General features: G+C 63.0%; 22 protein-coding genes. 7 read left to right on the plus strand and 15 right to left on the minus strand.

Annotated features, from left to right (window positions below):
• Positions 1 to 4: 4 nt before the first annotated feature.
• From OJ996_RS26615 to OJ996_RS24010, 3 genes are read right to left on the minus strand one after another with little or no spacing between them, the layout of a single operon-like run.
• Positions 5 to 307: a type II toxin-antitoxin system RelE/ParE family toxin gene (locus OJ996_RS26615; protein ID WP_425605576.1), complete on the minus strand. Its 303-nt coding sequence runs from the start codon at positions 305 to 307 to the stop codon at positions 5 to 7.
• 8 nt (positions 308 to 315) lie between these two features.
• Positions 316 to 531, minus strand: a complete 216-nt coding sequence (locus tag OJ996_RS24005; RefSeq protein ID WP_264516257.1) for a hypothetical protein — start codon at positions 529 to 531, stop codon at positions 316 to 318.
• A gap of 41 nt (positions 532 to 572) precedes the next feature.
• Positions 573 to 2,555 carry an ABC-F family ATP-binding cassette domain-containing protein gene (locus OJ996_RS24010; RefSeq protein ID WP_264516258.1) on the minus strand — a complete coding sequence of 661 codons (1,983 nt, stop codon included), beginning with the start codon at positions 2,553 to 2,555 and terminating at the stop codon, positions 573 to 575.
• 128 nt (positions 2,556 to 2,683) lie between these two features.
• Between OJ996_RS24010 and OJ996_RS24015 the strand changes: the two genes are divergently transcribed.
• On the plus strand, positions 2,684 to 3,916 hold the full coding sequence (locus OJ996_RS24015) for a hypothetical protein (protein ID WP_264516259.1): 1,233 nt from the start codon (positions 2,684 to 2,686) through the stop codon (positions 3,914 to 3,916).
• Between the two features lie 120 nt (positions 3,917 to 4,036).
• Here OJ996_RS24015 and OJ996_RS24020 read toward each other — a convergent pair whose 3' ends face one another.
• The 10 genes from OJ996_RS24020 to OJ996_RS24065 form a co-directional block, all read right to left on the minus strand.
• Positions 4,037 to 5,056, minus strand: coding sequence for a hypothetical protein (locus OJ996_RS24020; RefSeq protein ID WP_264516260.1), 1,020 nt, complete (start codon positions 5,054 to 5,056; stop codon positions 4,037 to 4,039).
• Positions 5,053 to 5,577, minus strand: coding sequence for a hypothetical protein (locus OJ996_RS24025; protein ID WP_264516261.1), 525 nt, complete (start codon positions 5,575 to 5,577; stop codon positions 5,053 to 5,055). The genes OJ996_RS24020 and OJ996_RS24025 overlap by 4 nt, the downstream gene beginning before the upstream one ends.
• A 29-nt stretch (positions 5,578 to 5,606) precedes the next feature.
• Entirely contained in the window at positions 5,607 to 6,314 is a 708-nt protein-coding gene (locus OJ996_RS24030) for a hypothetical protein (RefSeq protein ID WP_264516263.1), read from the minus strand.
• A 275-nt stretch (positions 6,315 to 6,589) separates the two neighbouring features.
• Positions 6,590 to 7,090: a peptidylprolyl isomerase gene (locus OJ996_RS24035; protein ID WP_264516264.1), complete on the minus strand. Its 501-nt coding sequence runs from the start codon at positions 7,088 to 7,090 to the stop codon at positions 6,590 to 6,592.
• Between the two features lie 54 nt (positions 7,091 to 7,144).
• Positions 7,145 to 7,360 carry a hypothetical protein gene (locus tag OJ996_RS24040; RefSeq protein WP_264516265.1) on the minus strand — a complete coding sequence of 72 codons (216 nt, stop codon included), beginning with the start codon at positions 7,358 to 7,360 and terminating at the stop codon, positions 7,145 to 7,147.
• Between the two features lie 58 nt (positions 7,361 to 7,418).
• Positions 7,419 to 8,294: a tRNA glutamyl-Q(34) synthetase GluQRS gene (gene gluQRS, locus OJ996_RS24045; protein ID WP_264516266.1), complete on the minus strand. Its 876-nt coding sequence runs from the start codon at positions 8,292 to 8,294 to the stop codon at positions 7,419 to 7,421.
• Positions 8,295 to 8,342: 48 nt separating this feature from the next.
• Entirely contained in the window at positions 8,343 to 8,990 is a 648-nt protein-coding gene (locus OJ996_RS24050; protein WP_264516267.1) for a hypothetical protein, read from the minus strand.
• Positions 8,991 to 9,065: 75 nt separating this feature from the next.
• Entirely contained in the window at positions 9,066 to 11,216 is a 2,151-nt protein-coding gene (gene mdoH, locus OJ996_RS24055) for a glucans biosynthesis glucosyltransferase MdoH (RefSeq protein WP_264516268.1), read from the minus strand.
• A complete protein-coding gene (locus tag OJ996_RS24060) occupies positions 11,216 to 11,806 on the minus strand; it encodes a hypothetical protein (RefSeq protein WP_264516269.1) in 591 nt (196 codons plus the stop codon). Before OJ996_RS24060 ends, mdoH begins: the two co-directional genes overlap by 1 nt.
• On the minus strand, positions 11,782 to 13,344 hold the full coding sequence (locus OJ996_RS24065; protein ID WP_264516270.1) for an OpgD/OpgG family glucan biosynthesis protein: 1,563 nt from the start codon (positions 13,342 to 13,344) through the stop codon (positions 11,782 to 11,784). Before OJ996_RS24065 ends, OJ996_RS24060 begins: the two co-directional genes overlap by 25 nt.
• A 141-nt stretch (positions 13,345 to 13,485) precedes the next feature.
• On the opposite strand from OJ996_RS24065, the gene OJ996_RS24070 reads away from it, so the two are divergent.
• Positions 13,486 to 14,628, plus strand: coding sequence for a cytochrome P450 (locus OJ996_RS24070; RefSeq protein WP_264516271.1), 1,143 nt, complete (start codon positions 13,486 to 13,488; stop codon positions 14,626 to 14,628).
• Here OJ996_RS24070 and OJ996_RS24075 read toward each other — a convergent pair.
• On the minus strand, positions 14,615 to 15,100 hold the full coding sequence (locus tag OJ996_RS24075; protein ID WP_264516272.1) for a low molecular weight protein-tyrosine-phosphatase: 486 nt from the start codon (positions 15,098 to 15,100) through the stop codon (positions 14,615 to 14,617). The genes OJ996_RS24070 and OJ996_RS24075 overlap by 14 nt on opposite strands.
• Before the next feature lie 19 nt (positions 15,101 to 15,119).
• Here OJ996_RS24075 and OJ996_RS24080 point away from each other — a divergent pair, with 19 nt between their 5' ends.
• The 5 genes from OJ996_RS24080 to OJ996_RS24100 all read left to right on the plus strand — a co-directional run bounded on the left by OJ996_RS24080 (position 15,120) and on the right by OJ996_RS24100 (position 20,086).
• A complete protein-coding gene (locus tag OJ996_RS24080) occupies positions 15,120 to 16,922 on the plus strand; it encodes an arylsulfatase (RefSeq protein ID WP_264516273.1) in 1,803 nt (600 codons plus the stop codon).
• A gap of 60 nt (positions 16,923 to 16,982) precedes the next feature.
• Positions 16,983 to 18,353: a hypothetical protein gene (locus tag OJ996_RS24085; protein ID WP_264516274.1), complete on the plus strand. Its 1,371-nt coding sequence runs from the start codon at positions 16,983 to 16,985 to the stop codon at positions 18,351 to 18,353.
• Positions 18,354 to 18,418: 65 nt separating this feature from the next.
• Positions 18,419 to 18,853: an AP2 domain-containing protein gene (locus tag OJ996_RS24090; RefSeq protein ID WP_264516275.1), complete on the plus strand. Its 435-nt coding sequence runs from the start codon at positions 18,419 to 18,421 to the stop codon at positions 18,851 to 18,853.
• A gap of 52 nt (positions 18,854 to 18,905) precedes the next feature.
• Positions 18,906 to 19,355 (plus strand): hypothetical protein, encoded by a 450-nt coding sequence (locus tag OJ996_RS24095; protein ID WP_264516276.1) that lies wholly within the window; start codon positions 18,906 to 18,908, stop codon positions 19,353 to 19,355.
• Positions 19,356 to 19,633: 278 nt separating this feature from the next.
• Positions 19,634 to 20,086 carry an Hsp20/alpha crystallin family protein gene (locus OJ996_RS24100; RefSeq protein WP_264516277.1) on the plus strand — a complete coding sequence of 151 codons (453 nt, stop codon included), beginning with the start codon at positions 19,634 to 19,636 and terminating at the stop codon, positions 20,084 to 20,086.
• 93 nt (positions 20,087 to 20,179) lie between these two features.
• Here the strand turns inward: OJ996_RS24100 and OJ996_RS24105 are convergent, their stop codons facing one another.
• Positions 20,180 to 22,150 (minus strand): BamA/OMP85 family outer membrane protein, encoded by a 1,971-nt coding sequence (locus OJ996_RS24105; RefSeq protein ID WP_264516278.1) that lies wholly within the window; start codon positions 22,148 to 22,150, stop codon positions 20,180 to 20,182.
• Positions 22,151 to 22,157: the final 7 nt, after the last annotated feature.

The raw sequence follows: 22,157 nt of genomic DNA on the forward strand, positions 1-22,157 counted from the left end.
AAGCTTAGGAGTCATCGCGTTGTCTCCATTTGCGGTCGTGCCTAGCCGCATGAAGCACGGCAACAACGAGCACACTCATCAAGGACTCGTCGATCCGATAGATCACCTTATAAGCAAATCGTTGTGGATAGAGCCAGCGAAATACGTTCCGCGTGCCGCCCTTGGCTCCCGTCCTCGGGGCGCGAGCCAAGCGGTTCCAAACTTCGAAGACCTCCCGGACGAAGTCCGATCCCAAGCCCGGTTCGCGAGCTTCATGCCAAGTTGCCGCCTCCGCCACATCATCCTCCCCCTCCGGCCGGAAATCCAAGCGCCAACTTATGAGGCTAGCCTCGAAGCAAGACGAGATCTGATTTCATCAAGGCTCAGGGAACTTGAAGAGTCCGCATCATGAGCCTCAAGGCGCTCGGCAACGATGGCCATTTCATCCGGGTTCAGGTCGGAGTCGTCGCAAATCAAGGCGGAGCGGATCAGTTCCTGTCGTTCAGCGACCGTGAAACGAGGTAGTTCTTGAAGGACTTCCGCGAGGTTCATGGGGAACACTACCCTTGGAAGGGGTATTTGTCAGCGCCATTTCACACCAGCTTCGCCTTCACCCCTTCGATCTCTTCGCTGAGTTGTTCCCAGCGTGAGATCGCGGCTTCGAGCTTCTGGGTGACCTGCTCGACGGTATTCGTCACCAAGCGGAACTTCGCCGGGGAGGCCACCACTTCGGGCTTGGACAGGTCGGCGGTGGCGTTCGTTTGGGCGATTTCGAGGTCGGAGATGCGCTTCTCCACGCTCGCCAGTTCGTCTTCCAAGGGCTTCAGAACCTGACTCCGGATCTTGCGCTGCTCGGCCTCGATGCGCTTCTGATCCTTGCGGCTGGGTGCTGCAGTGTTCGCGGCTGCCGCGCCGCTGCTAGCGGTCGCGGTGACCGTGCGGGTGGAAAGCTGCGGGCCCGCCTTCTCGTCGGCGGTCTTCTCGAGGTAGTAGGTGACGTTGCCTTGGAACAGCCGGGGATCTTCGCCGGGGCGGAACTCCAGCGTTTTCTGCACCACAGGGTCGAGGAAGGACCGGTTGTGCGACACGATCATCACCGAGCCTGCATAGTCGGCCAAGGCCTTCTGCAGCACCTCTTGCGATTGCATGTCGAGGTGGTTGGTCGGTTCGTCCAGGATCAGGAAGTTCGCCGGAGCCACCAGCATGCGTACGAGAGCCACGCGTGAACGCTCGCCACCCGAGAGCACGCCCACTTTCTTGAAGACGTCGTCACCACGGAAGAGGAAGCAGCCTAACAGATTACGGCAATAGGGTCCGGACTCGCGGCTCGCGACTTCCTCGACCGTTTCGAGGACCGTCTTGTTAGGGTCCAGTTCGTCTGCGTGGTTCTGGGAGAAGAAGGAGGTCGCCACGCGCATGCCGAACTCGTGCTTGCCGTCGTCGGGCTCTTCCTGGCCGGTGATGAGGCGGCAGAAGGTCGACTTGCCGGCGCCGTTCGGGCCGACGATGGCCATGCGCTCGCCGCGGTTGATCTCGAAGTCGAACTTCTTGAAGATCTGCAGCGGGCCGTAGGCCTTCGAGACGTTCTCCAGCTTGGCAACGAGATTGCCGCTGGCCGGCGGCGGCGGGAACTTGAAGTTCATCACCGCATCGGCGGCTTCCGGAGGCGGGATGCGCTCGATCTTCTCCAGCATCTTGACCCGGGACTGCACCAGCGTGGCCTTGTTCGCGGAAGCGCGGAAGCGGTCGATGAAGCGCTGGACATCGGCGATCTCACGCTGTTGCGCGATATAGCGCTTCTCGTGGATCTCCCGTCGCAGTACCGACTCCGTCTCGTAGTAAGTGTAGTTTCCGGAATACTCCTCGCAGCGCCCGTGGTGGAAGGCCAGCGTGCGAGTGCAAAGGGTATCGAGCAGGGCGCGGTCGTGAGAGATCAGGAGGATCGCCCCGGGGTAGTTGACGAGGTACTGCTCCACCCAGCGCTGCGTGCCGATATCGAGGTGGTTCGTCGGCTCGTCCAGCAGCAGGACTTCCGGCTCCTGCAGGAAGAGCTTGGCCATGGCGATACGCATCTGCCAGCCACCCGAGAATTGGGCGCAGTCGCGATCGAAGTCCGCCTTGCTGAAGCCGAGGCCTTGGAGCACCGACTCGACTTTCGGCTTCATCCGGGAGGGATCGTTGTCCTCGAGCTGCAGCTCGAGCGAGCCGATTTCCTCCAACAGGTCGCCATAGGGGGACGAGCGTGGATCGAGCTTCTCCAGTTCCGCGGAAAGGCGGTCGATCTTCTCCTGGAGGGCGAGAGTCTCGCCGAAGGCCCGCATGGTTTCATCCCAGAGCGAGATGCCCTTCACGTGGATGCCTTCCTGCGGAAGATAGCCCACGCGGGTATTCCGCGGCACCACGACCTTGCCACCGGAGACCTCGATGATTCCGGCGATCGCCTTCATCAGCGTCGACTTGCCGGCTCCGTTGTGACCGGCAAAGGCGATCCGTTCCTTCGGCAGGATCGAGAAGGTCAGATCGGAGAAAAGGACGCGGGCGCCATATTCGACGCGGAGATTGTGGACGGAAAGCATGAGCCGCGCGGAGACTTGCGGTCCCGGGGGCCGGGGTCAAGGCGAGGGAGGGCTTCGCGGGCAAGCTGCGGGTGGCTTTCGGGAAAATACGCGTAGGAAATCGCCCGTTCATGCCGTTTTATTCCGGCGTGAGGTGGTTTCCAGTTCTGCTGGCTTTGACGCGCGTGGCGTCTGCGGATGCCGATTTCTGGGATCTGGAGCCGATCCGTTACTCGGATACCGCGCCCACCGACCGTCTGGCGAAGCTGGCGGCGGACTTGAGTTCAGGAGCCAAGAAAGTGGATGGGCAGACGGGACTGGAGCGGCTCCGCTTCGTGCTCAAGGAGCTGGCGGTGCCCGAGGAATCGCAGGTTCTCGTGTTCTCGAAGACCAGCCTGCAGATCGCCCAGATCCATCCGAAGAATCCCCGCGCCCTGTTCTTCTCGGACGAGGCCTACGTCGGCTACGTCCCCGGCGGCTCGATCGAGGTCATCATCCAGGACCCGGTGCTCGGCCCCGTTTTCTACGTGGTCGAACCAGGCGGTCCGGGCGGGCTGGATATCGAGCGGGATACCTCGCTCTGCATGTCCTGCCACGGCACGACCCGCACCGAGGGGGTGCCCGGCATGACCGTGCGCTCGGTCTTCCCAAACGGAGAAGGCCACCCGATGCTCGCGATGGGGACGACGCAAGTGTCCCACGAGACCCCGCTGCCCGAGCGCTGGGGCGGCTACTACGTTACGGGCCGTAGTTCCCTCCCTCATCTCGGCAACCGCACTTTCGTTGAGGGCGGCGACGATCAGCCGCAACCGAGCGATCTCGATCAGCTGGGCGGACTCATCGAGGTGGCAAAATATCCCCGGGCGACCAGCGACATCGTCGCCCTGATGGTGCTGGAGCACCAGTGCCGGATGCACAACCTGCTCAATGCCGCCGCACTGCAATACCGGCGCGCGCGCTATATCAGCTCCGCGATCGATCCGAATGCGGATCCTGACCAAGGCTCCGCCGGACGGGTGGCGGACGGCATGGCCCAGCGGATCGTGGAGTGCCTCTTCTTCAAGGATGAAGCAGAGCCGGGCGACGATCTAGTGGGCGGTGAGGAGTTCCAGAAGACTTTCACGGCGCGCTATCCGAAAACGGTTTCAGGAGAATCCTTGGCCGAATTCCACCTTTACGACCGCATCTTCAAGAACCGCTGCTCCTACATGGTCTACTCTCGGGCCTTTACCGAGCTTCCTGTCCGGGTGAAGCAAGCGGTGTTTGCCCGGATGAAAGCCACCCTCGCCGGGGAAGATGCCAGCTTCGACTATCTGAAGGAATCCGAGAGGAAGCGCGTCGCGGCTATCCTGAGGGAGACTCTGCCCGCATGGTCCAAATAAAAAATGGAACCGGCCGGACGGAAGGGAGGACGCGTTGGGGGGAGAGTCGCATCCTCCGGTTTTCCGCCGGCCGGTCCGGTTAGTCGGGGGGAATCGATGTAAGGATGAACGGACTTCAGATCATTCCGTTTCGAGGGTGCCCAAGAGGCCGCGGACTTCCAACTTGCGGTCCACCCGGATCGGGACCGAGTGGAGGCGCTCCTTGCCAAAGGGGCTCTCGTTGATCAGTTCGAGAACGTAGTCGCCGTCGACCGGGAAGGCGTATTCGTAGTCTTCGGGGAAGAGTTGCTTCTCCGGTTGGCTCCGCTCAATCGGCTGGTTCCAAGTGCCGCCCACGATGCGGATCGGGTTGGCCGGGTCCTTGACCGAAGTCGCTTGGAGATAGGTGCCGCTGCCGGGGTAGGGGTCATAGATGGCCACAGTCAGCGGAGGCGTCGCCGATCCGATGACTTCATCGGGCTGGATGCCCGAGATTGTTCCGGAGGTGACGGCCCAGACCTGAACGTGAGCTCCTGCGATTTTGGATTGCGTGTAGGCAGCATCGGCCAAGGCATGTACCACGAAGTGCTCTTCTCCGCTGACCTTGGTCGGATCGGCACCCCCAGTCAGGTTGGTGACCGCGAAGTTGAGATCGGTAGGACCGTTGGTGTAGATCGAAGCACTCGACTTCGGCGTGCCGGAGGTCGCTTGAGCCGGGGTGAACGAGGGTTGGGCGGTGGTGTAGTTCTTGACGTGGTGCTCGAGAAGCACGCGCTTCGCCGCTTCTTGAACTCCGGTGCCTGAAACCAAGCCGCCCACGTTGATCTTCACCGAGAAGGGCTTGTCGGCCCGGGTCCGGGGGATGCCTTGGTAGGAATCCATGGCCTGGATCGTGATGTTGGCGGTCGGCATGTAGGCCCCCACCAGCTTTTGATCCAGCAGGTAGTCGGTGGCGGTGTCTTGCTTGACGGTCCAGAGCTGGAACAGGGCACCACCGCTTTCCAAGAGTCCCTGCGATGGGGCGTTGCCCTGCGGGGTAACGCTCATCGACCAGACCACTCCGGTCGTTTGCTGGGTCTGGCGCACGAAGTTCACATAGCCTTCTCCCGCGGCAAAGACGTGGGAACAAAGCAGCGCACCGAGGAGAAGGAACGTTTTCATTTGCTGGTAACGGCGGGAGTTGCGGGTGGGGTGACTTTCACGGAGATCGGACCGCCGAGGTGCACGGCCACGATCACTTTGGTTTGATTCTTCCAGAATTCCTGGCGGGCTTCCTGTAGTGGAGCCTTGCCTGCGGCTTGATCGAAGGTGACTTCCTCGGTCTGAATCCATCCGCGGTTCGCGATGAGGAAGTCCTCCCAGGACAGCAGGGTGCCGAGCGGTTTGGTTCCCACGCGGGGGCTCATCTGAGCCGGGGTGTGAAGCACCGCGCCCTTGGGCACCATGGTCCAGTGGGTGCCATCATGAAGGATCTCCGATTGCTTGATCAGCGACTGGCTGTCCGGCCGGCTGACGTTTGCCTCCTTCTCCGCTTGCTGCTGCTGCTTCTTGAGAGCATCGAAGGGGGACGGGGCGCCTTGGAGTGCGGCCATTTGTTCCGGCGTGATGCGGTCGGTAATGGGCGTTTCGGCGAAAGCGCTACCGGCGGCGGCGAGGGCGAGGAAGAAAGCGGGAGTCTTCATTGTTCGGGGGGGAGAATCGGAAGATCGGATTACTCGAAGGTCACGAGCACCACGAGGTCCTGAAGGTCGAAGCCGGAGTTACGGGTGTCGGTCTGGCCGAGTTCCATCAGGAGGATCAGGTCGCGATCGCCGATCTTCACCTTCTTGGTGGCTGTATCCATGTAGGGCTTCAGGAAGCTCTCGATCGAGCTGCCGTTCAGGGCCGGGACGGTGGTCGGCACGCGGTCGCCGTTCTTGAGCATCACCAGGTTGTTGGTGGTGGATGCGGTGTTGTAGAGGGGAAGCCAGCCGTCGCGGTAGCCGCGGCCACCGAGATTGATCGAGTCGCCCTTCTTCACGTTCTCGGTTTTGAGAACGAGGTTAGGCAGCACGCTGCTCTGGAGGCCGTAGAAGACACGGCTCCAGGAGCCGCCGTTCTTACTCATCATCACTTCCACCGGGAGGAAGCTCAGGATTGATTCCTGAAACGAGGCACCGAGCACGCGAACCTTCATCTTAAGGTCCTTCTTCGGCTTGATGACGTTCGGCGGAACGATGTCGATCACACTGGTGATGGGAGCTGGGTAGGTGATGTTCCAAGCAAGCTGTGATTTCGAGCCGGTGCGCAGGAGATTGCTATCCACGGAGAGGGTGCCGGTGGGCACTTCGTCGGCTGCGGGGGAGCTACCGATGGCAAGGAGGCTGATAAGCACGCTCGCCAGCAGACGCCCGCCGCACTTAAGCAGGGGGGTGTTCATTCGGGGGGATGTCGGGGGTTGAAACAGCGTCCGCCGTGGGGGTGGGGGTGGCGGACGGGGAACATCAAGCGGCCGACGAGCCCGAAAATCAAGAAGTCCGGGGCAATCTACGCGATCACGGAGGGGGGTGAAATCAGACGTGATCGCGGAGGTTGTGTCTCTATTTTGCCTTTAATTGCAAATTTAGTGAAATAAAAAGCCCTTGCTGGGGTGGACGCGAGGTCCTCCAACAAGGGCGCTTAATAATCAAGAAAGCTTAATGAAACTTCACCGGCTCACTGATCGAGGATCGAATTCCAGTGTTCCACATGGTCCTTCTGCGCTTCGAGAAGCGGGGCCACATCGTCATGGATGGTGATCGATTTGATCAGATCCTTCTGGGCGATCTTGTTCACCACGTCTTGGCCCTTCGTGACTTCGCCAAACACGGCGTGCTTGCTATCGAGGTGGGGCGTGGGCCCGTGGGTGATGAAGAACTGGCTGCCGTTGGTATTCGGCCCGGCGTTCGCCATGGAAAAGATGCCCGGCTTGGAGTGCTTCAGGGAGTGGTCGATCTCGTCCGCGAAACGGTAGCCCGGACCGCCACGGCCGGTGCCGGTGGGATCGCCACCTTGGATCATGAAGTTCGAGATCACCCGGTGGAAGCTGACGCCATCGTAGTAACCGCGCTTCGCCAGATTCAGGAAGTTAGCTGAGGTCACCGGTACCTTAGAGGCGAAGATGGTGCCGTCGATGTCGCCCTTGTCGGTATGGATCGTGATGCGGATATCGGACATGGCCGCCAGCTTCTGAAACGCGGCGCGCGGAGGCGAGAGCGAATTGCGCCTCACTCACTCATCGTGATGGAACCACAGCACGCCGCAGAGCGCCATGCCGACCAGCCAAGTCTCCCAAGCATAGGCGCAGAAGAGCGGGTAGATCATCAGGGCTAGGCCGATGGCCACCGGCTTCCAGCGATCCAACTGCCGGCCGTAGCGCCACGCGCCCCAGCCGATGGTGCTGAAGATGAAGCCGCCGAGGATGTTGAGAGGACTGAAGCTGAACATCCGGATGTGCTGATGATCTCCCGGAATCCTCGGGAAAGCAAGTCGACAGCGCGGGGGCCTAGCCGGGAAATCCCCGCAGGATCTCCGCAGGGGTCATCCCCGACTCCCGAAGCCGCCGGATGGAAAGCGAGTCGGCCCGCTTGGCGAGCCGGACGCCCGCTTCATCCTTGATCAGCTCATGGTGCAGATAGACCGGTTCCGGAAAGCCGAGCAGGCTCTGTAGGATGCGGTGAATGTGAGTGGAGGAAAGCAGGTCTTCTCCGCGGGTCACGTGGCTCACCTGCTGGAAGGCGTCGTCCACGACCACGGCCAGATGGTAGGAGGTGCCGATGTCCTTCCGTGCGAGAATGGTATCTCCCAAGATGCCCGCTTCCACGGGGATGACTCCGTGGCGGAGATCGGTGAAGGAAAGCGGGCCCGCTATTTCCGCGGCGCGGGCCGCATCGAGGCGCCATGAAGGTGATGCGCCGCTTGCGAGCTTGGACTCGCGTTCTTCCTGACCGAGCCGGCGACAGATGCCCGGGTAGTGACTGCCCTCCGGCCCGTGCGGAGCGCTGGCCATGCGGGAGAGTTCCTCCTCGATCTCCCGCCGCGTGCAGAAGCAGGGGTATACGGCGCCGATTTCCTGCAGGCGGGCGAGCGCGGCTGCGTAGGCTGCGCCCCGCCCGGTCTGTCGCAGCGGCGTGCCGTCCCAGTCGAGACCAAGCCAGCCTAGGTCTTCCTCGGCCGCCTCGTAATAGTCGGGGCGGACGCGGGTGTGATCGATGTCCTCGAAGCGCAGGAGGAAGCGCCCGTCATGTTCCCTCGCGAGGTCGCGCGCCACCTTCGCGGCGTAGGCATGGCCCAAGTGCAGGTAGCCTGTCGGGCTGGGGGCGAAGCGGGTGACGACCGGGACCATGAAGGAGGGCGCGTCCGTGGATCTGCGCCGCGCCACGATGCTGCGGCGGTACCCTCCTGCGGAAGCTCGAAATCGGCTTCTATCTCACTCGACGGGCTCGCAGATGATCGCGACCTTCGCCGGGATGGCAGGAAGATCCACGACGTGCTCCACGCCGGGTAGTCCTGCCACGTAGAGCGGCGTTTCGCTGCGCACGAAGTTGGGCAGGTCCACGCGGTTGTCGGTCAGCAGCACTTTGCTGCCGGCATCGACCAGAGGTGAGATCGCCTCCCCCGGAGCCCGGGAGAATCCCGCGAACTTCTCATGACTAAGCAGTCCCTTGATCACGACGAAGCCACCTTGGGGCTCGACGGACAACGATGCGGTGTAGCCGAGATCGCGGGTTGCGAAGCGCTTCGGGGTGGTCGGCGTCACCGGGAAGATTCCCTTTTGCTTGGAAGCTTCCATCGTGAGACGGGAGGTTTCCGCAGGCTTGAAGTCATCGGGATAGACGAACTCGCGGAGCATCTCGATCTTCGCTTCTTGCCCGCGCTTGGCGATGATGGCCGGGGACGAGGTGACCTGGTTGTTCTCGATGAATTTCATCGTCACGCGGTATTTCTTCGGGCTCTTCCGATCCTGCGTCGCCAGCTCGGAATATTGGCCGAGTGCGATCGAGGCATTGCCTGAGTTCGAAGGACTGCATTGGGTGAGAACCAATGCGGAGACGAGAATGGCCGAGGGCTTTACCATAACTGACAGGCACTATCAGCAGCGGTGTTGCCGTCAAGTTTGCTTTCAGTTCCCGCTGCCGTGATCCAGTGCAATTCAGCCGAGTTCTTCCGTGGCGCCAGCATCCAAGCGGCGGCGATAGCTTTCCACGGCCTGAGTCCAGGCCGAGTGAATGCCTTCCGCCGGGCGCAGCCAGACAGCGCGGTGCAGGGCGAGCATACCGGGAGCGAGATACATCAGCTCGATCAGCTCTTCTTTCGACATCGCGCCGGGTCCCATGTTGAGGCAGCGCTCGACCAGAGCCTCGCTGCTCTCGTTCATCTCGCCGGGTTCCAGGAGGGAGACGTGCACGCCGTTCACGTAGGGATCCACGACCGCGGCGACGAGTCCGTGTCGCGCCGGTTGGGTGGCATCGAGTGCGGGATCGACCGAGGCATGGGCCATGTCGGCGAGCTTGAGCACATCCGGGGGATTGAGCTCCTCGGGAGTGGAAAGGATCTTATAGCGGGCCAGCGCCTTGCCATAGCGGGCGCGGCTGGTCCACACCGACACCGGGATGCACAGGATGAGGCCGAGCAAGATCGGCGCCATCCATGCGGCGAAGGTGGGGCTGATGTACCAAGCGAGTACCGCCCAGCCGATGCCCAGGATCGTGGGCGTGGCATGCACGGTCAGGGCTTCACCCCAGCCGGTGCCATCGGCCTCGCGGTTTTGGCTGCCCCAGCCGACCGCGTGACCCAGCACGATGCCGGAGACCATGAGTGTGTGAGCCACCATCACGGCCGGAGCCAGCAGCATGGAGAGGAGGGTCTCGAGGAAAGTTCCGATCAGCAGCGGGAAGAGGCCGCCGAAGGAGCGGCGCACCCGCGGCACCAGCACCGCGCCGATCATCGCCAGGATTTTCGGCAGGAAGAGCAGCAGGAAGATCGCGCCGGTGAGGATCAGGCTCTGCATCCGGCCGTCGATGTGGAAGAGGCGGTCAACCAAGGTGCCGTCGTAGGGGAGATTGCTCAGGCCGCTGGCCTCGCGGTCCCAGGCCACCCAGGTGCCGAAGATCAGGAAGAGGAACCATAGCGGGCTGCCGAGGTAGGCCATGATCCCCATGAAGAGGTGGGCCCGCACCGTGAGCGGCAGCTTGCGGGCGAAGATCAGCCAGAGGTGCTGCAGGTTGCCCTGGCACCAACGGCGGTCGCGCTTCAGGTGATCGATCAGGGTCGGCGGGGCTTCCTCGTAGGTGCCCTCGATGTCCCAGGCGAGCCAGACTTCCCAGCCTTGGGCCACCATCAGCGCCGCTTCCACGAAGTCGTGGCTCAGGATCTTGCCGCCGAAAGGTTCGCGTCCCGGCAGGTCGGGCAGCTCGCAGAAGTCGGAGAAGGGCTTCACGCGGATCAGCGCGTTGTGGCCCCAGTAGCTGCCGCCGCCGAGCTGCCACCAGTTCAGCCCGCGGATGAAGAGCGGCCCGTAGAGCCGCATCGCGAATTGCTGCAGGCGGGTGAAGATCGAGGAGCCGCGGATCAGCTTCGGCGGGGTCTGGAGGATGCCCAGGTTCGGATAAGCCTCCATCACGCGCGTCATCTTCAGGATGTCGCCGCCGTCCATCAGGCTGTCGGCATCCAGCACGACCATGGCCTCGTAGCCTCCGCCCCAGGTGCGGACGAAGTCGCCGATGTTACCCGCCTTGCGGTTGGAGTTGATCTTACGGCGTCTGTAGTAGATCCGGCCGAAGCCGCCGAGCTTGCGGCAGAGATTCGTCCACGCGGTCTCTTCCAGTACCCAGAGGTCCAGATCGCGGGTATCGCTGAGGATGAAGAAATCGTAGGAGTCGATGTGTCCCGTGGCTTCGATCGAACGGTAGATCGCCTCGATCCGGGCACAGAAGCGGGTGCAGTCCTCGTTGTAGACCGGCATCACCACCGCATAGCGGCGGGTGAGGGGAGCATCACCGGCTTGCTCGGCCAGCTTCGTAATCCGCGCCGCGCGCTTCCGACCCCACAGGATATCCCAAGCGCCGAAGAGCGCATGGAAGGAGCCGAGCACGAGCAGGCCGTTCAGGATGAAGAAAACCCCGAGCAGCAGCACGTGGGCACGATGCATGCCCATGCGGGTGAAGAGATCGTAGAGCCAGTAGGTGGCGGCGAGATTCACCACCACCACGCTGCCGAAGAAGACCAGCCGCCGGAACCAGGCGAGCACGGGGCTGAAGAAAGGCCGCGTCTTCACGGGGCCGTCTGGGGCGGACTCGTCCATCATGCAAAGAATATGAACCAGAGCACGCCCCCGATCAGGGCCAGCAGGAACATCGCGAACATCTTCCGCACGATCGGGCGGCGATCCATGGTATCCCACCACTGGGCGGCACCGGTGCCGATCACGTTCAGCTCAAGCGGCTTCGGCACCATCGTCAGGGTGGCGAAGCGCGGGCCGGCAGCGAGGTAGGACTTGCGCATCGCCTCGGTGAAGGCAGGTGGCCACGGCTGCGGCGTGAGGAAGACTCCCTGCCACTTGCCGGGCATGTCGGCCAGCAGCAGTGCCAGACGGCCCCGGGCGGCGAGGCGGCGGTTTTCCAGCGGTTCGTCGAGCACTTCCTGGGTCCAGCGAGCGATCTCGGTAAGGGTTTCTTCCATCGCCAGCACACGGGCCGGCACGCCGGGTTCCTTCGCTCCGCGAGCGGAGGCGCGCCAGAGGATGGCGCGGACCAACTCGGCTACCAGCAGGCGATTGCGCAGGCGCAGTGCCTGGAGATATGCCTCCACCGCCGCGTAGGCTTCTTCCCACTCGGACAGCTCGGTTTCGCTCAGCGGGCGCAGCGTTTCTAGGGGATGATGCGGTAGGCCCATGTCTCGGTCAGGAAATCCTCGCCCTTCTTCAGGCTGCAGCGCAGTTCTACGGGGCCGATGTCGGAGAGCTTGCCGCCTTCCGCGGCGGGAGTGATCTGGAAGGCGGCGCGCCAGCGCCCCTCCGGCAGCGGTTGCACCGCCACACCTTGAATCTTCAGCTTCGAGGCGGCTTCACCCAGCGCGGTGATCATCGCTTCCGGGCGTTGGTCGCCTTCCCACTTTTCCAAGGCTCCGCCCGCGAACTCGACCGTGACGGTGCGTTGCTCCGGCTGCCAATCGTGCAGTCCGGTGCGCGTGGCGACCACCCGTCCGCGGGATTCCGCGGGATCTTCATCCATCGTCCAGTGCTGCTTGTAGGAGAACTCGATCCGCTCGCCCGCTTGCGGGATGTGGGAGGGCTCCCACATCGCGACCACGTTGTCGGCGAGCTCGTTGTGGGCAGGGATTTCCATCAACATCACTTTGCCCGAGCCCCAATCGCTGGTCGGCTCGATCCAGAGCGAGGGGCGCTTCTCATAGTCGGCCTCGCCGTCCTCATAGGCGGAGAAGCGGCGGTCGCGTTGGAGCAGACCGAAGCCCTGGCACTTGTCCATGGAGAAGAAGCTGAACTCCAGCTTCCCGGTGTCGTTGGAAAGCGGACGCCAGATGCGCTCGCCGCTCTCCATCTTGATCGCCAGACCGTCCGAGTCGTGAACCTCAGGGCGGAAGTCGTCGAAGCGGCGGCGCGAGTTCTCGCCGAACCAGAACATGCTCGACATGGGCGCGAAGCCGAGACGGGTCACCGCACGCCGCGCGTAGAGCACCACGCGCACGGTCATCACGGTATCGTCACCCGGCTGGATCAGGAAGCCGTAGGCACCGGTGTAGGAGGGGCCGTCCAGCAAGCCGAAGAGCATGGCGGCCTTGTCTTCAGGGGTCGGCTTGCGCAGCCAGAACTCGCGGAAGGACGGGAACTCCTCCTTGCCGTCGATCCCGGTGTCCACGGCGATTCCCCGTGCCGAGATGCCATAGCGCTGGTTCTTACCGAGCGCGCGCCAGTAGCTCGCGCCTTGGAAGACCGCCAGTTCGTCGAAGTAATCCGGGCGATTCAGGGGCGCATGATAGCGCACGCCGGCGAATCCGGTTTCCGGCGGCAGTTCGCCGCGCTGCTGGATCAGGGGACCGTAGTTGAAAAATGCCTCGGCCAGGCGAATCCGCTGCTGATGGGTATCGGTGAACTCGTTCACCGCCACCGGCTCCTTGAACAAATAGCCGGGATGAAACAGCATGGCCCGGAAGGGGAGCTGCTCCGCACCCCAGATTGCCCGTTCCGGGACGAAGCGGATATCCCGGTATTGGTCGTAGCTCAGGTTCTTCATCCACTCCGGCAGGGCGTCCGCATTCGGAGCGGCGTAGGGCTGGGCGGCCAGCTCCTTCGCCATGGCGTCGATCTTCTCGAAGGTGACATCCTCGCGCTTCCAATCCTGCCCGGCGGCAAGGGGGGCGAATGCCAGGAACGCAGTTAGATGGATAAAGCGATGAACCACAAGCCAGCGCATACCCTCTCGCACGTTCCTGTCAATCCGCTGTACTAAAGCAGAGTGAAAGATTTTGACAGTTCCGGCGTGATGCGGGGTCATGCCGGGTTTTGGAACAGGTTTTCTTGTCGCGGTTCCCGCCGGTGCTAGACAGGCAGGCGGATGGACGAATCCCGAGATCCCTTCCGCGAGGCCCGCCGCCGTTCCGGCATTCTGGAGTGCGAGTTCCAAGGCGAACAGGTGCCCATGATCTTGGGCCATGCCGAGGTCCGGGCGGCGGCCAAGGACTGGCAAACATTCAGTTCGGATGCGCCTTTCCGGGTTCCGATTCCTTCTGAGGAAGAGATGCGGACGGTGCGGCAACTGCCGATCGAGACCGATCCGCCGCAGCACACGGCCTACCGGGAGATCGTGGAACCTTTCTTCCGGCGGCCCAAGGACCCGGAGTTCGTGCAGCGTGTTCGCTTGTTGGTGAGGGAGTTGCTAGGCGGGGCCTTGTCCCGGCCGGAAGTGGAGGTGGTGCGTGAACTCGCCCTTCCGTTTCAGTCCCGGGCCCTGACCTACCTGCTTGATGTCCCTGAAAGCGAGGCGAAGACATGGATCGGCTGGGGCATCCATGTCTTCAAGGACGGGGCCGACGGCGAAGTGAAGGGTGCGGAACTGGAACGGTACATCCACGCCCAACTGGATCGGGCCGAAGCCAGCCCGGGGCAGGACTTCTTCAGCGCGCTCGTCATCGCCGAGTATGATGGCCGGAAGTTGAGCCGCGAGGAGATGCTCGGGTTCGCGAACCTGACCTTCGCCGGAGGAAGAGACACGGTGATCCACACCGTCTCATCCGTGGTGGACTATCTGGCGGCTCATCCGGAGGCCTTGGCCTTTCTGCGCGAGGATTCCAAGCGGGTCATTCATGCGAGCGAGGAGTTCTTCCGCGTCTTCATGCCGCTTACGCATATCGGCAGGGTCTGTCCGGGAGGAGCGGAGCTTCCCGGCAAAACCATGGCTCCTGGCGATCGGATCTCGCTCTGCTGGGCGTCGGCCAACCGGGACGAATCGGTCTTTGCGGAGGCGGACGAGATCCGGCTCGATCGCAAGCCGAACCCGCACCTGTCCTTCGGCTTCGGGACGCACATTTGCCTCGGTGCCGCGCACGCCCGGCTTCTCGTCCGGGTGCTTCTCGAAGAGTTGGCCGCAGGGATTGCCGGTATCCGGGTGATCTCCTCGGTGCCGCATGTGGAGAAGGCGGCAGCCTATCGCCGGATGACCGGCTTCGATGAGTTGAGGGTAGCCTTCAGCGGGCTCTGAGTTGTGCGAGCAGGCCCGCGCAGGCGTCCTCCACCAGATCGGCGACTTCCTCGAAGCCGCTCTGACCTCCGTAGTAAGGATCGGGTACCCGGGGCGCGTCGTGATTCTCGCAGTAATCCACCAGTAGCTTGATCTTGGCCGAGCGGCTGCCATCCCGATCCAAACGCCGTACATCCGCCAGATTCTCCTCATCTGCGACCAGGATCAGGTCGAAGTCCTCCAGATCCTGGGGCTGCACCTGCCGGGCCCGTCCGAAGATCGGGTAACCGCGGGCTTTCAGCGTGGCGGCCATCCGCGAATCGGGGCCCTTTCCGCTGTGGTAGCCGATGGTTCCGGCGGAATCGATCTCCACCGAGTCCCTCAGATCGCTCTCGGAAAGCAATTTACTACAGACAATTTCCGCTGCCGGCGAACGACAGATGTTGCCCATGCAGACAAAGAGGACCCGGAACGGCTTGCGCGGATTGGACATCGTGTGGAAAAGCTGCGGCATGCTCCGCATTTCCGCGCTGGCGGCAATTTCAATCGCCCTTACGGCGCTGCTCCCCGCGGCTCCGCCGAACGTGGTCGTGGTGATCACCGACGACCAGGGCTATGGCGATCTCTCCACCCACGGGAACCCCGAAATCAAGACGCCCGAACTGGACAAGTTCCGCGAGGAATCGACCGCCTTCGAGCGCTTCCAGGTGAGTCCGACCTGTGCGCCCACCCGGGCCGCTCTGCTTACCGGACTCCACGAGTTCCGCTGCGGGGTCAGCCACACCTTGATGGGGCGCAGCCTCCTCAGGCCGGGCATCCCCACGATGCCCGAGATGTTCCGGGCGGCAGGTTATCGCACTGCGATCTTCGGCAAGTGGCATCTCGGGGATAGCTATCCGTGCCGACCGGAGGACCGGGGCTTCGAGGATGTGTTCGTTCATGGCGGCGGCGGGATCGGCCAGACTCCGGATCACTGGGGAAATGGCTACACCGATCCGATGATCCGCCGCCGCTCGGGATGGGAGAAGACCAGCGGTTACTGCACCGATGTTTTCTTCAAGGAGGCGATCGGGTGGATGAAGGAACGCGCTGCGGAGAAGAAGCCCTTCCTCCTGCATCTGGCCACCAATGCCCCGCACTCGCCCTACATCCCGCCGCCGGGAGGTCCGACGGATGCCCCCGGCGCCTTCGCGGCCATGATCGGGAACATCGACACGAACTTCGGGCAACTACTGGTGGCGCTGCGCGAAGCGGGGATCGAGAAGGATACGATCGTGGTGTTCTTGACCGACAACGGCTCCGCGATGGCTCGCTCGAACGCCGGCATGAAGGGCCGGAAAGGCACGCCGGACGAAGGCGGAACCCGCGTGCCATGCTTCATCCGCTGGCCGGGGAAAATCTCCACCAATCGTAAGGTGGAGGAATTGGCCGCGCACCTCGACCTGCTGCCTACTCTGACGGGTCTTTGCTCCGTGACACGACCGGATGCTTGGCAGGGAGACGGGGTGGATCTCTCGAACGCCCTGCTCGGGAAGGAGTCCTTTCCGAAAGAGCGCGTGCTCATTACCCAAGTTGGCCGCTGGAGCGGGAACGATGCGGCGGCGCGCTTCCGGGCGCGGGACTTCGCGGTGCGCGATGCTCGCTGGCGCTTGGTGGGACTGGAGCTCTTCGATATGCAGAAGGACCCGGGGCAGACGACGAATGTCTTCGCCGAGCATCCGGCGGAAGCGCAGCGCTTGCTCACGGATTACGGCCGCTGGTGGGATGAGGTGCTGCCGGTGGTGCGTGAGCCGGTCCGCTACGTGGTGGGTGATGAAGCCTGTCCGCTCGTCCGGCTCAACGGCCACGACTGGTGGCCCTCGAAGGAGGCGGATGGCGCAGGAGCGGAGGCCTGTGTCGATCAAGCCTCGATCTGCAAGCTGCTCAAGGCGATCCAAGTGGCTGCAACCCGCAATCCCGTGCCCTCGACCTCCGGCCACTGGAAGCTGCGGATCGCGCGGGAAGGGAACTACGAGATCATCTTCGGCCTGCTGCCGCCTGAAGCCACGCCGGAAGAGCGGAGCGAAATGGCCAAGCTCCGGACTGGCCTGGCCCATCTGCGTGCGGGCCAAGAAGAGCTGCGATTGGAAGTCCGGGAGGGTGCCAGTTCCTTCAAGGTGCCGATGGATCTGGAGGCCGGTCCGATCGATCTGGAGATCTGGTTCGATGGCCAGTTGCTGAACGACCGCATCCTCGGCGCCTTCTTCGCCAGCATGGAATACAAGGGTCCGCGCAAGGCCCCGAAGACCGAGCTGAAAGCGAAGCCCGCGAAGTGAGAATCCTGCGCAACTTTGCGTGAAAGAACGGGTTCTCATGCACCGGAGATCGACTTTATCATGAAAAACACCGCCACCATCGGAATCGCCGCCCTGCTCGTAGGGGGTGCCGGAGGCTTCCTCGCCGGCAAGGCGGGCTCCTCCGACAGCAGCAGCGCCAGCAACAAGGCCGAAGAGGTCATGAACGCGAAGAGCCAGCGCTCCTCGTCCAGCAGCGCCTCCAGCTCCGGGGAGTCCGGCAAGCGCGCGCGCAATCTCGACCAGATCCTCAATGAGCCGGGCCAGCTCGCCCGCATGCAGGGGCTTATGGAACTCTACTCCGGCATGGATGCCGGGCAGCTTGAAGCGGAAGCCGCCAAGCTCGACCAACTGCCGATGGCCCAGCGGATGATGGCATCCTTCCTTCTCTTCGGCCGCTGGGGTGAAGTGGACCCGCAAGGTGCGCTCGCCTTCGCGAACACCATGGGCTTCGGCGGTGCCTTCGTGCGCCCGACCATCCTCCAGAGCTGGGCCAGCTCGGATCCCGAGAATGCAGCCAAGTATTTCAGCGAGAACCCCCGCGAGTTCGCCCAGATGGGCTTCGGCCCCGGTGGCGGAGGCCCGGGCGGTGGCGACAGCGGAGCCGGCACGATCGCCGCGGAATGGGCCAAGCTCGATCCCGAAGCGGCGCTCGCATGGGCGAACACGCTCAGCGGCCGTGACAAGGGTGCCGCCCTCAATGCCGTGATCGGCGAGATGGCCTCCAAGGATCCGAACAAGGCCGTGGCCGTGGCTGCCACCCTCAGCGGGGATGAGCAGACCCGCGCCTACAGCGAGATCGCCGAGAAGTGGGGTCTCAAGGACTTCGCCGCTGCCGAGGCATGGATCAATTCGCTGCCGGCCGATGTCCGCGACCGTGCCATGGCATCCGCCCTGGAAAGCTTCGCAAGCACCGACCCGGTGGCCGCCGCTGCCAAGGTGGCGATGATGCCCGCCGGTGAAGATCGCGACGACGCGATCGAAGACATCGCCGGACCTTGGGCGCGCAAGGATCCCGCTGCCGCCGCCGCATGGGTGGCCCAGCAGCAGACCGAGGATGTCGACGATGCGATCCGCCAGGTCATGGGCCCCTGGGCCAATACCGATCCCGCTGCCGCCCAGACTTGGATTGCGAGCCTGCCGCAAGGCGAGCTTCGCGACGAGGCGACCGCGACCTTCATCTGGTCCAACCGCAGCGCCGATCCGCAGGACTCCATCCAACTCGCCGAATCGATCTCGGACGAAGGCACCCGCAACCGCACCATCGGCATGTCCGTGTGGCGCTGGATGCAGGAAGACCGCGAGGCCGCAACCTCCTATGTCCAAAGCTCCACCTCCCTGAGCGACGAGGCCAAGGAGCGCCTCCTCGATAACCGGGGCTGGGGTGGCCGCGGCGGCCGTCGCGGCCGCTAATCGCCGCCGATGATTTGACAAGGCCGCAGCGGGCGCGAATCGTCCGCTGCGGCTTTTTTGTTTTCATGTGGAGCCCGGAGGACACGTACGCCATCGCGCGCATCGATTTGCCACAGGCGGGAACGCATGGCTGGCAGGTGCGGATGCAGCGCCGCGGGGTGAAATACGGAAAGTTCTTTGCGGATGGCCTGCACGGCGGCGTGCCCCAGTCCTATCAAGCGGCGCTGAACTGGCGGGATGAGCTGGTCACGCGCTTGGCGGAGGAGGAGAATGCCGCGCGGATCTGCCGTCGCTCCCCGCGGAATTCCTCCGGGGTGGTCGGTGTCTCGAAAGTCCGCGTGACCGCCGCGAACGGCACCGGCTATTGGTTCTGGCAGGCCACCTGGTGTCCGGCCCCGGGCGAACGCCGCTGCGTGAAGTTCTCCGTGAAACGGCACGGCGAGAAGCAGGCCTTCCGCCTCGCCGTGGAAGCGCGGAAGAGCGGCACCGGGGGATTGTGAGATTCCCGGATTTGGGCTTGGAGGGGGAGGGGCGGCCCCCGAAAGTGCGCACATGTTCAGCGCCAGCAAGCTTACCGAGGATCAAAAAGCAGCCCTTCACCAGTGGGCGGCTGCAGGAGCCTCGATCGCGGATCTCCAGAAGCGCTTGAAGGACGATTTCGGAATCGGCATCACCTACATGGATGCCCGCTTCCTCGTGCTGGACCTGGGCATCGAACTGGTGGAAGCGCCGAAGGATGAGAAGAAGGCGGAGCCCGAGGAAACCCTAGCGAAGCCCTTACCCACGGGTGCCGTCACCGTGGAGATCGACAATATCGCCCTGCCCGGTGCTCTCGTTTCCGGCAAGGTGACCTTCTCCGACGGCGAAACCGGTATCTGGATGCTTGACCAATATGGTCGTCCCGGACTCGACCCCGACACCCCGGGATACCGTCCGGTCCAAGAAGATATCGTCGAGTTCCAGAAGCAACTCGCCGAGTTGGTACGCAAGCAGGGCCTCTAAGCAGGGCCTCGGAAACTTTGTCACGGATCCGGTGCGGATCTGTCGCGGAAGAGAGTCAGTGTGACGCGGACAGTTAGACCTGTCGTTCCTGCATGTCGTTGATATTCAGTGTTGGGTGTCGCCGCTTCAGCGGTGGCACTTCGCTTGCATCTAGGGATTCATGCAGGTGCCGGCCATCTAGGTTGATGGATCGGAAACCGCGACGGGAGGGTTCGGACCACGGACTCCGGCCTGCCCCGGAATTGCTTTGAGACATCCGTAGCAACGACCAAACAACTATGAGCACACTGACTTACTGGAATCCCCTGCGCGACATCCAAGATCTTCAGAGCCGCGTCCTGAATGCCCTGAGCACCGGCTCTTCCCGCACCGCGGCAAACAAGACCGATGCGCCTGCCGCCGATTGGGTCCCGGTCGTGGATATCATCGAAGATGAGAAGGAGTTCCTCATCAAAGCCGAGCTGCCCGAAGTGCAGAAGGAGAACGTCCGCGTCACCGTCGACAAAGGCCGCCTGATTCTCAGCGGCGAGCGCAAGTTCGAGAAGGAGGAGTCCGGCAAGACCTACCACCGCGTCGAACGCTCCTACGGCAACTTCCTGCGCAGCTTCAATCTCCCGGAGAACGCCGATGCCGACAAGGTGGAGGCCGAGTTCAAGGACGGCGTCCTGCGCGTGCATCTTCCGAAACAGGAGAAGGCCAAGCCTCGCGAAATCGAGGTGAAGGCCGAGTAAGCAACGTTCACGGTTTTCATTGGATGGGGATTCGTTCCGCCGCTCCGGATTCATGGCCGGGGCGGCGGTTCGTCGTTCAAGCGGGAGCGGCTGTTAGAACGCCGTGCCGATCGCGAAATGCCAGGTACCCGAAGGTTCGCCCAAGTCCTCCGTGAGGTTATGCCCGTACTCCAAACGGATCGGTCCGACCGGCAGATCGATGCGAATCCCCAGCCCCGCCGCGATCTCCGGCGATTCGAAATCGAAGCCATTACCGATGCCGATCAGGTGACCCGCATCCACGAAGCCCACACCCTTGATCGGGCCGAAGAGCGCATGCACATACTCGGCATTCGTCACCCAATAGGTTTCACCGCCTAGCGGGTCATTGCTGCGGGTGCGAGGACCGAGCTCGTTGAAGCGATAGGAGCGGACCGTATCCGCTCCGCCGGTGAAGAGCCGCAGATCGATGGGAAACTCGGCCGCACCGGAGGAAGGGAAGAGCATACCCATGCGCGCGCCCAAGTTCACCTGGCCTTTCTTCCCGATCGGAATGTAGCCGCCGGCATTCGTGTCGAAGCGCACGTAGTTGGAATTTTCGTCCGCAGCGATGAAGCCTGCCTCTAACAACGCATTGATATGGTAGCCACGCGTCGGTGAGACCGGATCATCGCGACGGTCGTAGCCGACATCGGCGCGGACGTAGTTGTGCGTGTAGACGGTTTCGCCCAATTGGTCGCGGGGAATGCCGTCCTCGCTGATATTCACGATCGAGCTGCCGAAGATGATGCTGGCGTCGATGTATTCGCCGAAGTCGTCGCGCGAGAACTCCGCGGAGACGCCGGTCTCGAACTTCTCGTAGCCCTCCAGCGCCCGCGTGACCGAGAAGAGTCGTAGCCCTAGATAGGTATCCGTATCGAAGAGCCAAGGGTCGGAAAGGCGGATATCGCCCAAGATGCCCCGCGAGCTCACTTCCAGACCGGTGCTGAAGTTCCAGAGGTTCCCCATCAGGTTCCGGTCATGATACTTCAGGCCGAGGATGGCACCCTCATAGCTGCCGAATCCGCCATAAGCCGAGGCACCGCGCGCCTTGCCCTCCACGATTTGCAGCGTGGCGTCGAGCATGCCGGACTCGTCGGTGTTGTTCTCCACGCGGACCGAGGAAAAGGCTCCGGTGGCGAGCACCTTCTTCAATCGCTTGTCGAAAACTTCGGCGTTGAACCATTCGCCGCGCAGATCTTCGAAACGCTTGGTGATGCGTTCGACCTTGGTCTTCACGGTGCCCTTCACGATGATATCGCCCAAGCGCTGGCGGGTGCCGAACTTGATGATGAACCGCGGCGTGAGCACGCCGCTCTCGAGGATACGGTTCATCTTGAAGGTCTCGAGCGGATAACCCGTCGCGCGGAAGATGCCCTCGATTTCACCTCTGAGGGTCGTGAGCAGGTCGGTGTCCGCCACCTTGCCCACATGGGGTGCAGCCTTGGTCCGCAGACTCTCTAACAGCTCTGGGGGTGCTCCGTCGAAACGGGGTGCGCCCAGATGGTGGAGACGTCCCGGATCGACCCGGATCACGAAGGCGATCTCTGCGGTGCCCGGGATCACCCCGCGCTTCTCGACCTTTGCTTCCGCCTGCCAGTAACCCCGCGAACGGAAATCCGCCTCCACCAGCTTGAGGCCTTCCGGGACATCGCTCTCGCGGAAAGGTGGTTCCTGGCCGGGCCGGAGAACGCGCTCCTGCCCGGGAAGCTTGAAGAGCCGGGAGAGTCGCACCTGGTCTTCTTCCTCGAAGCCGGGGACATTCACCGAGCCGATGCTCAGGCGCGGACCCTCGTTCACCACCAGCCGGATCGTGTTGCCGGAGATCTCCGCCTTCACGTCCGGCGTCTGGAAACCCTGGCGCTTCAAAAGCGTCTCTAACAGGAATGCTGCATCGCTGGCACGGGCAGGGGAGGGAGGCTTGGCCTTCACGTGCTCCAGACGGTCGCCTAACAGGTCGAGCGCTTCGCTCTCCTTGATCGATTGCAGCCCCTCCACACGGAGGTCCGCAGCGAAGGACGCAAGACTGGAAGACGCAAGACACAAGGCTGGA

This window comes from Luteolibacter rhizosphaerae, assembly GCF_025950095.1.
Classification (GTDB): Bacteria; Verrucomicrobiota; Verrucomicrobiia; order Verrucomicrobiales; family Akkermansiaceae; genus Haloferula; species Haloferula rhizosphaerae.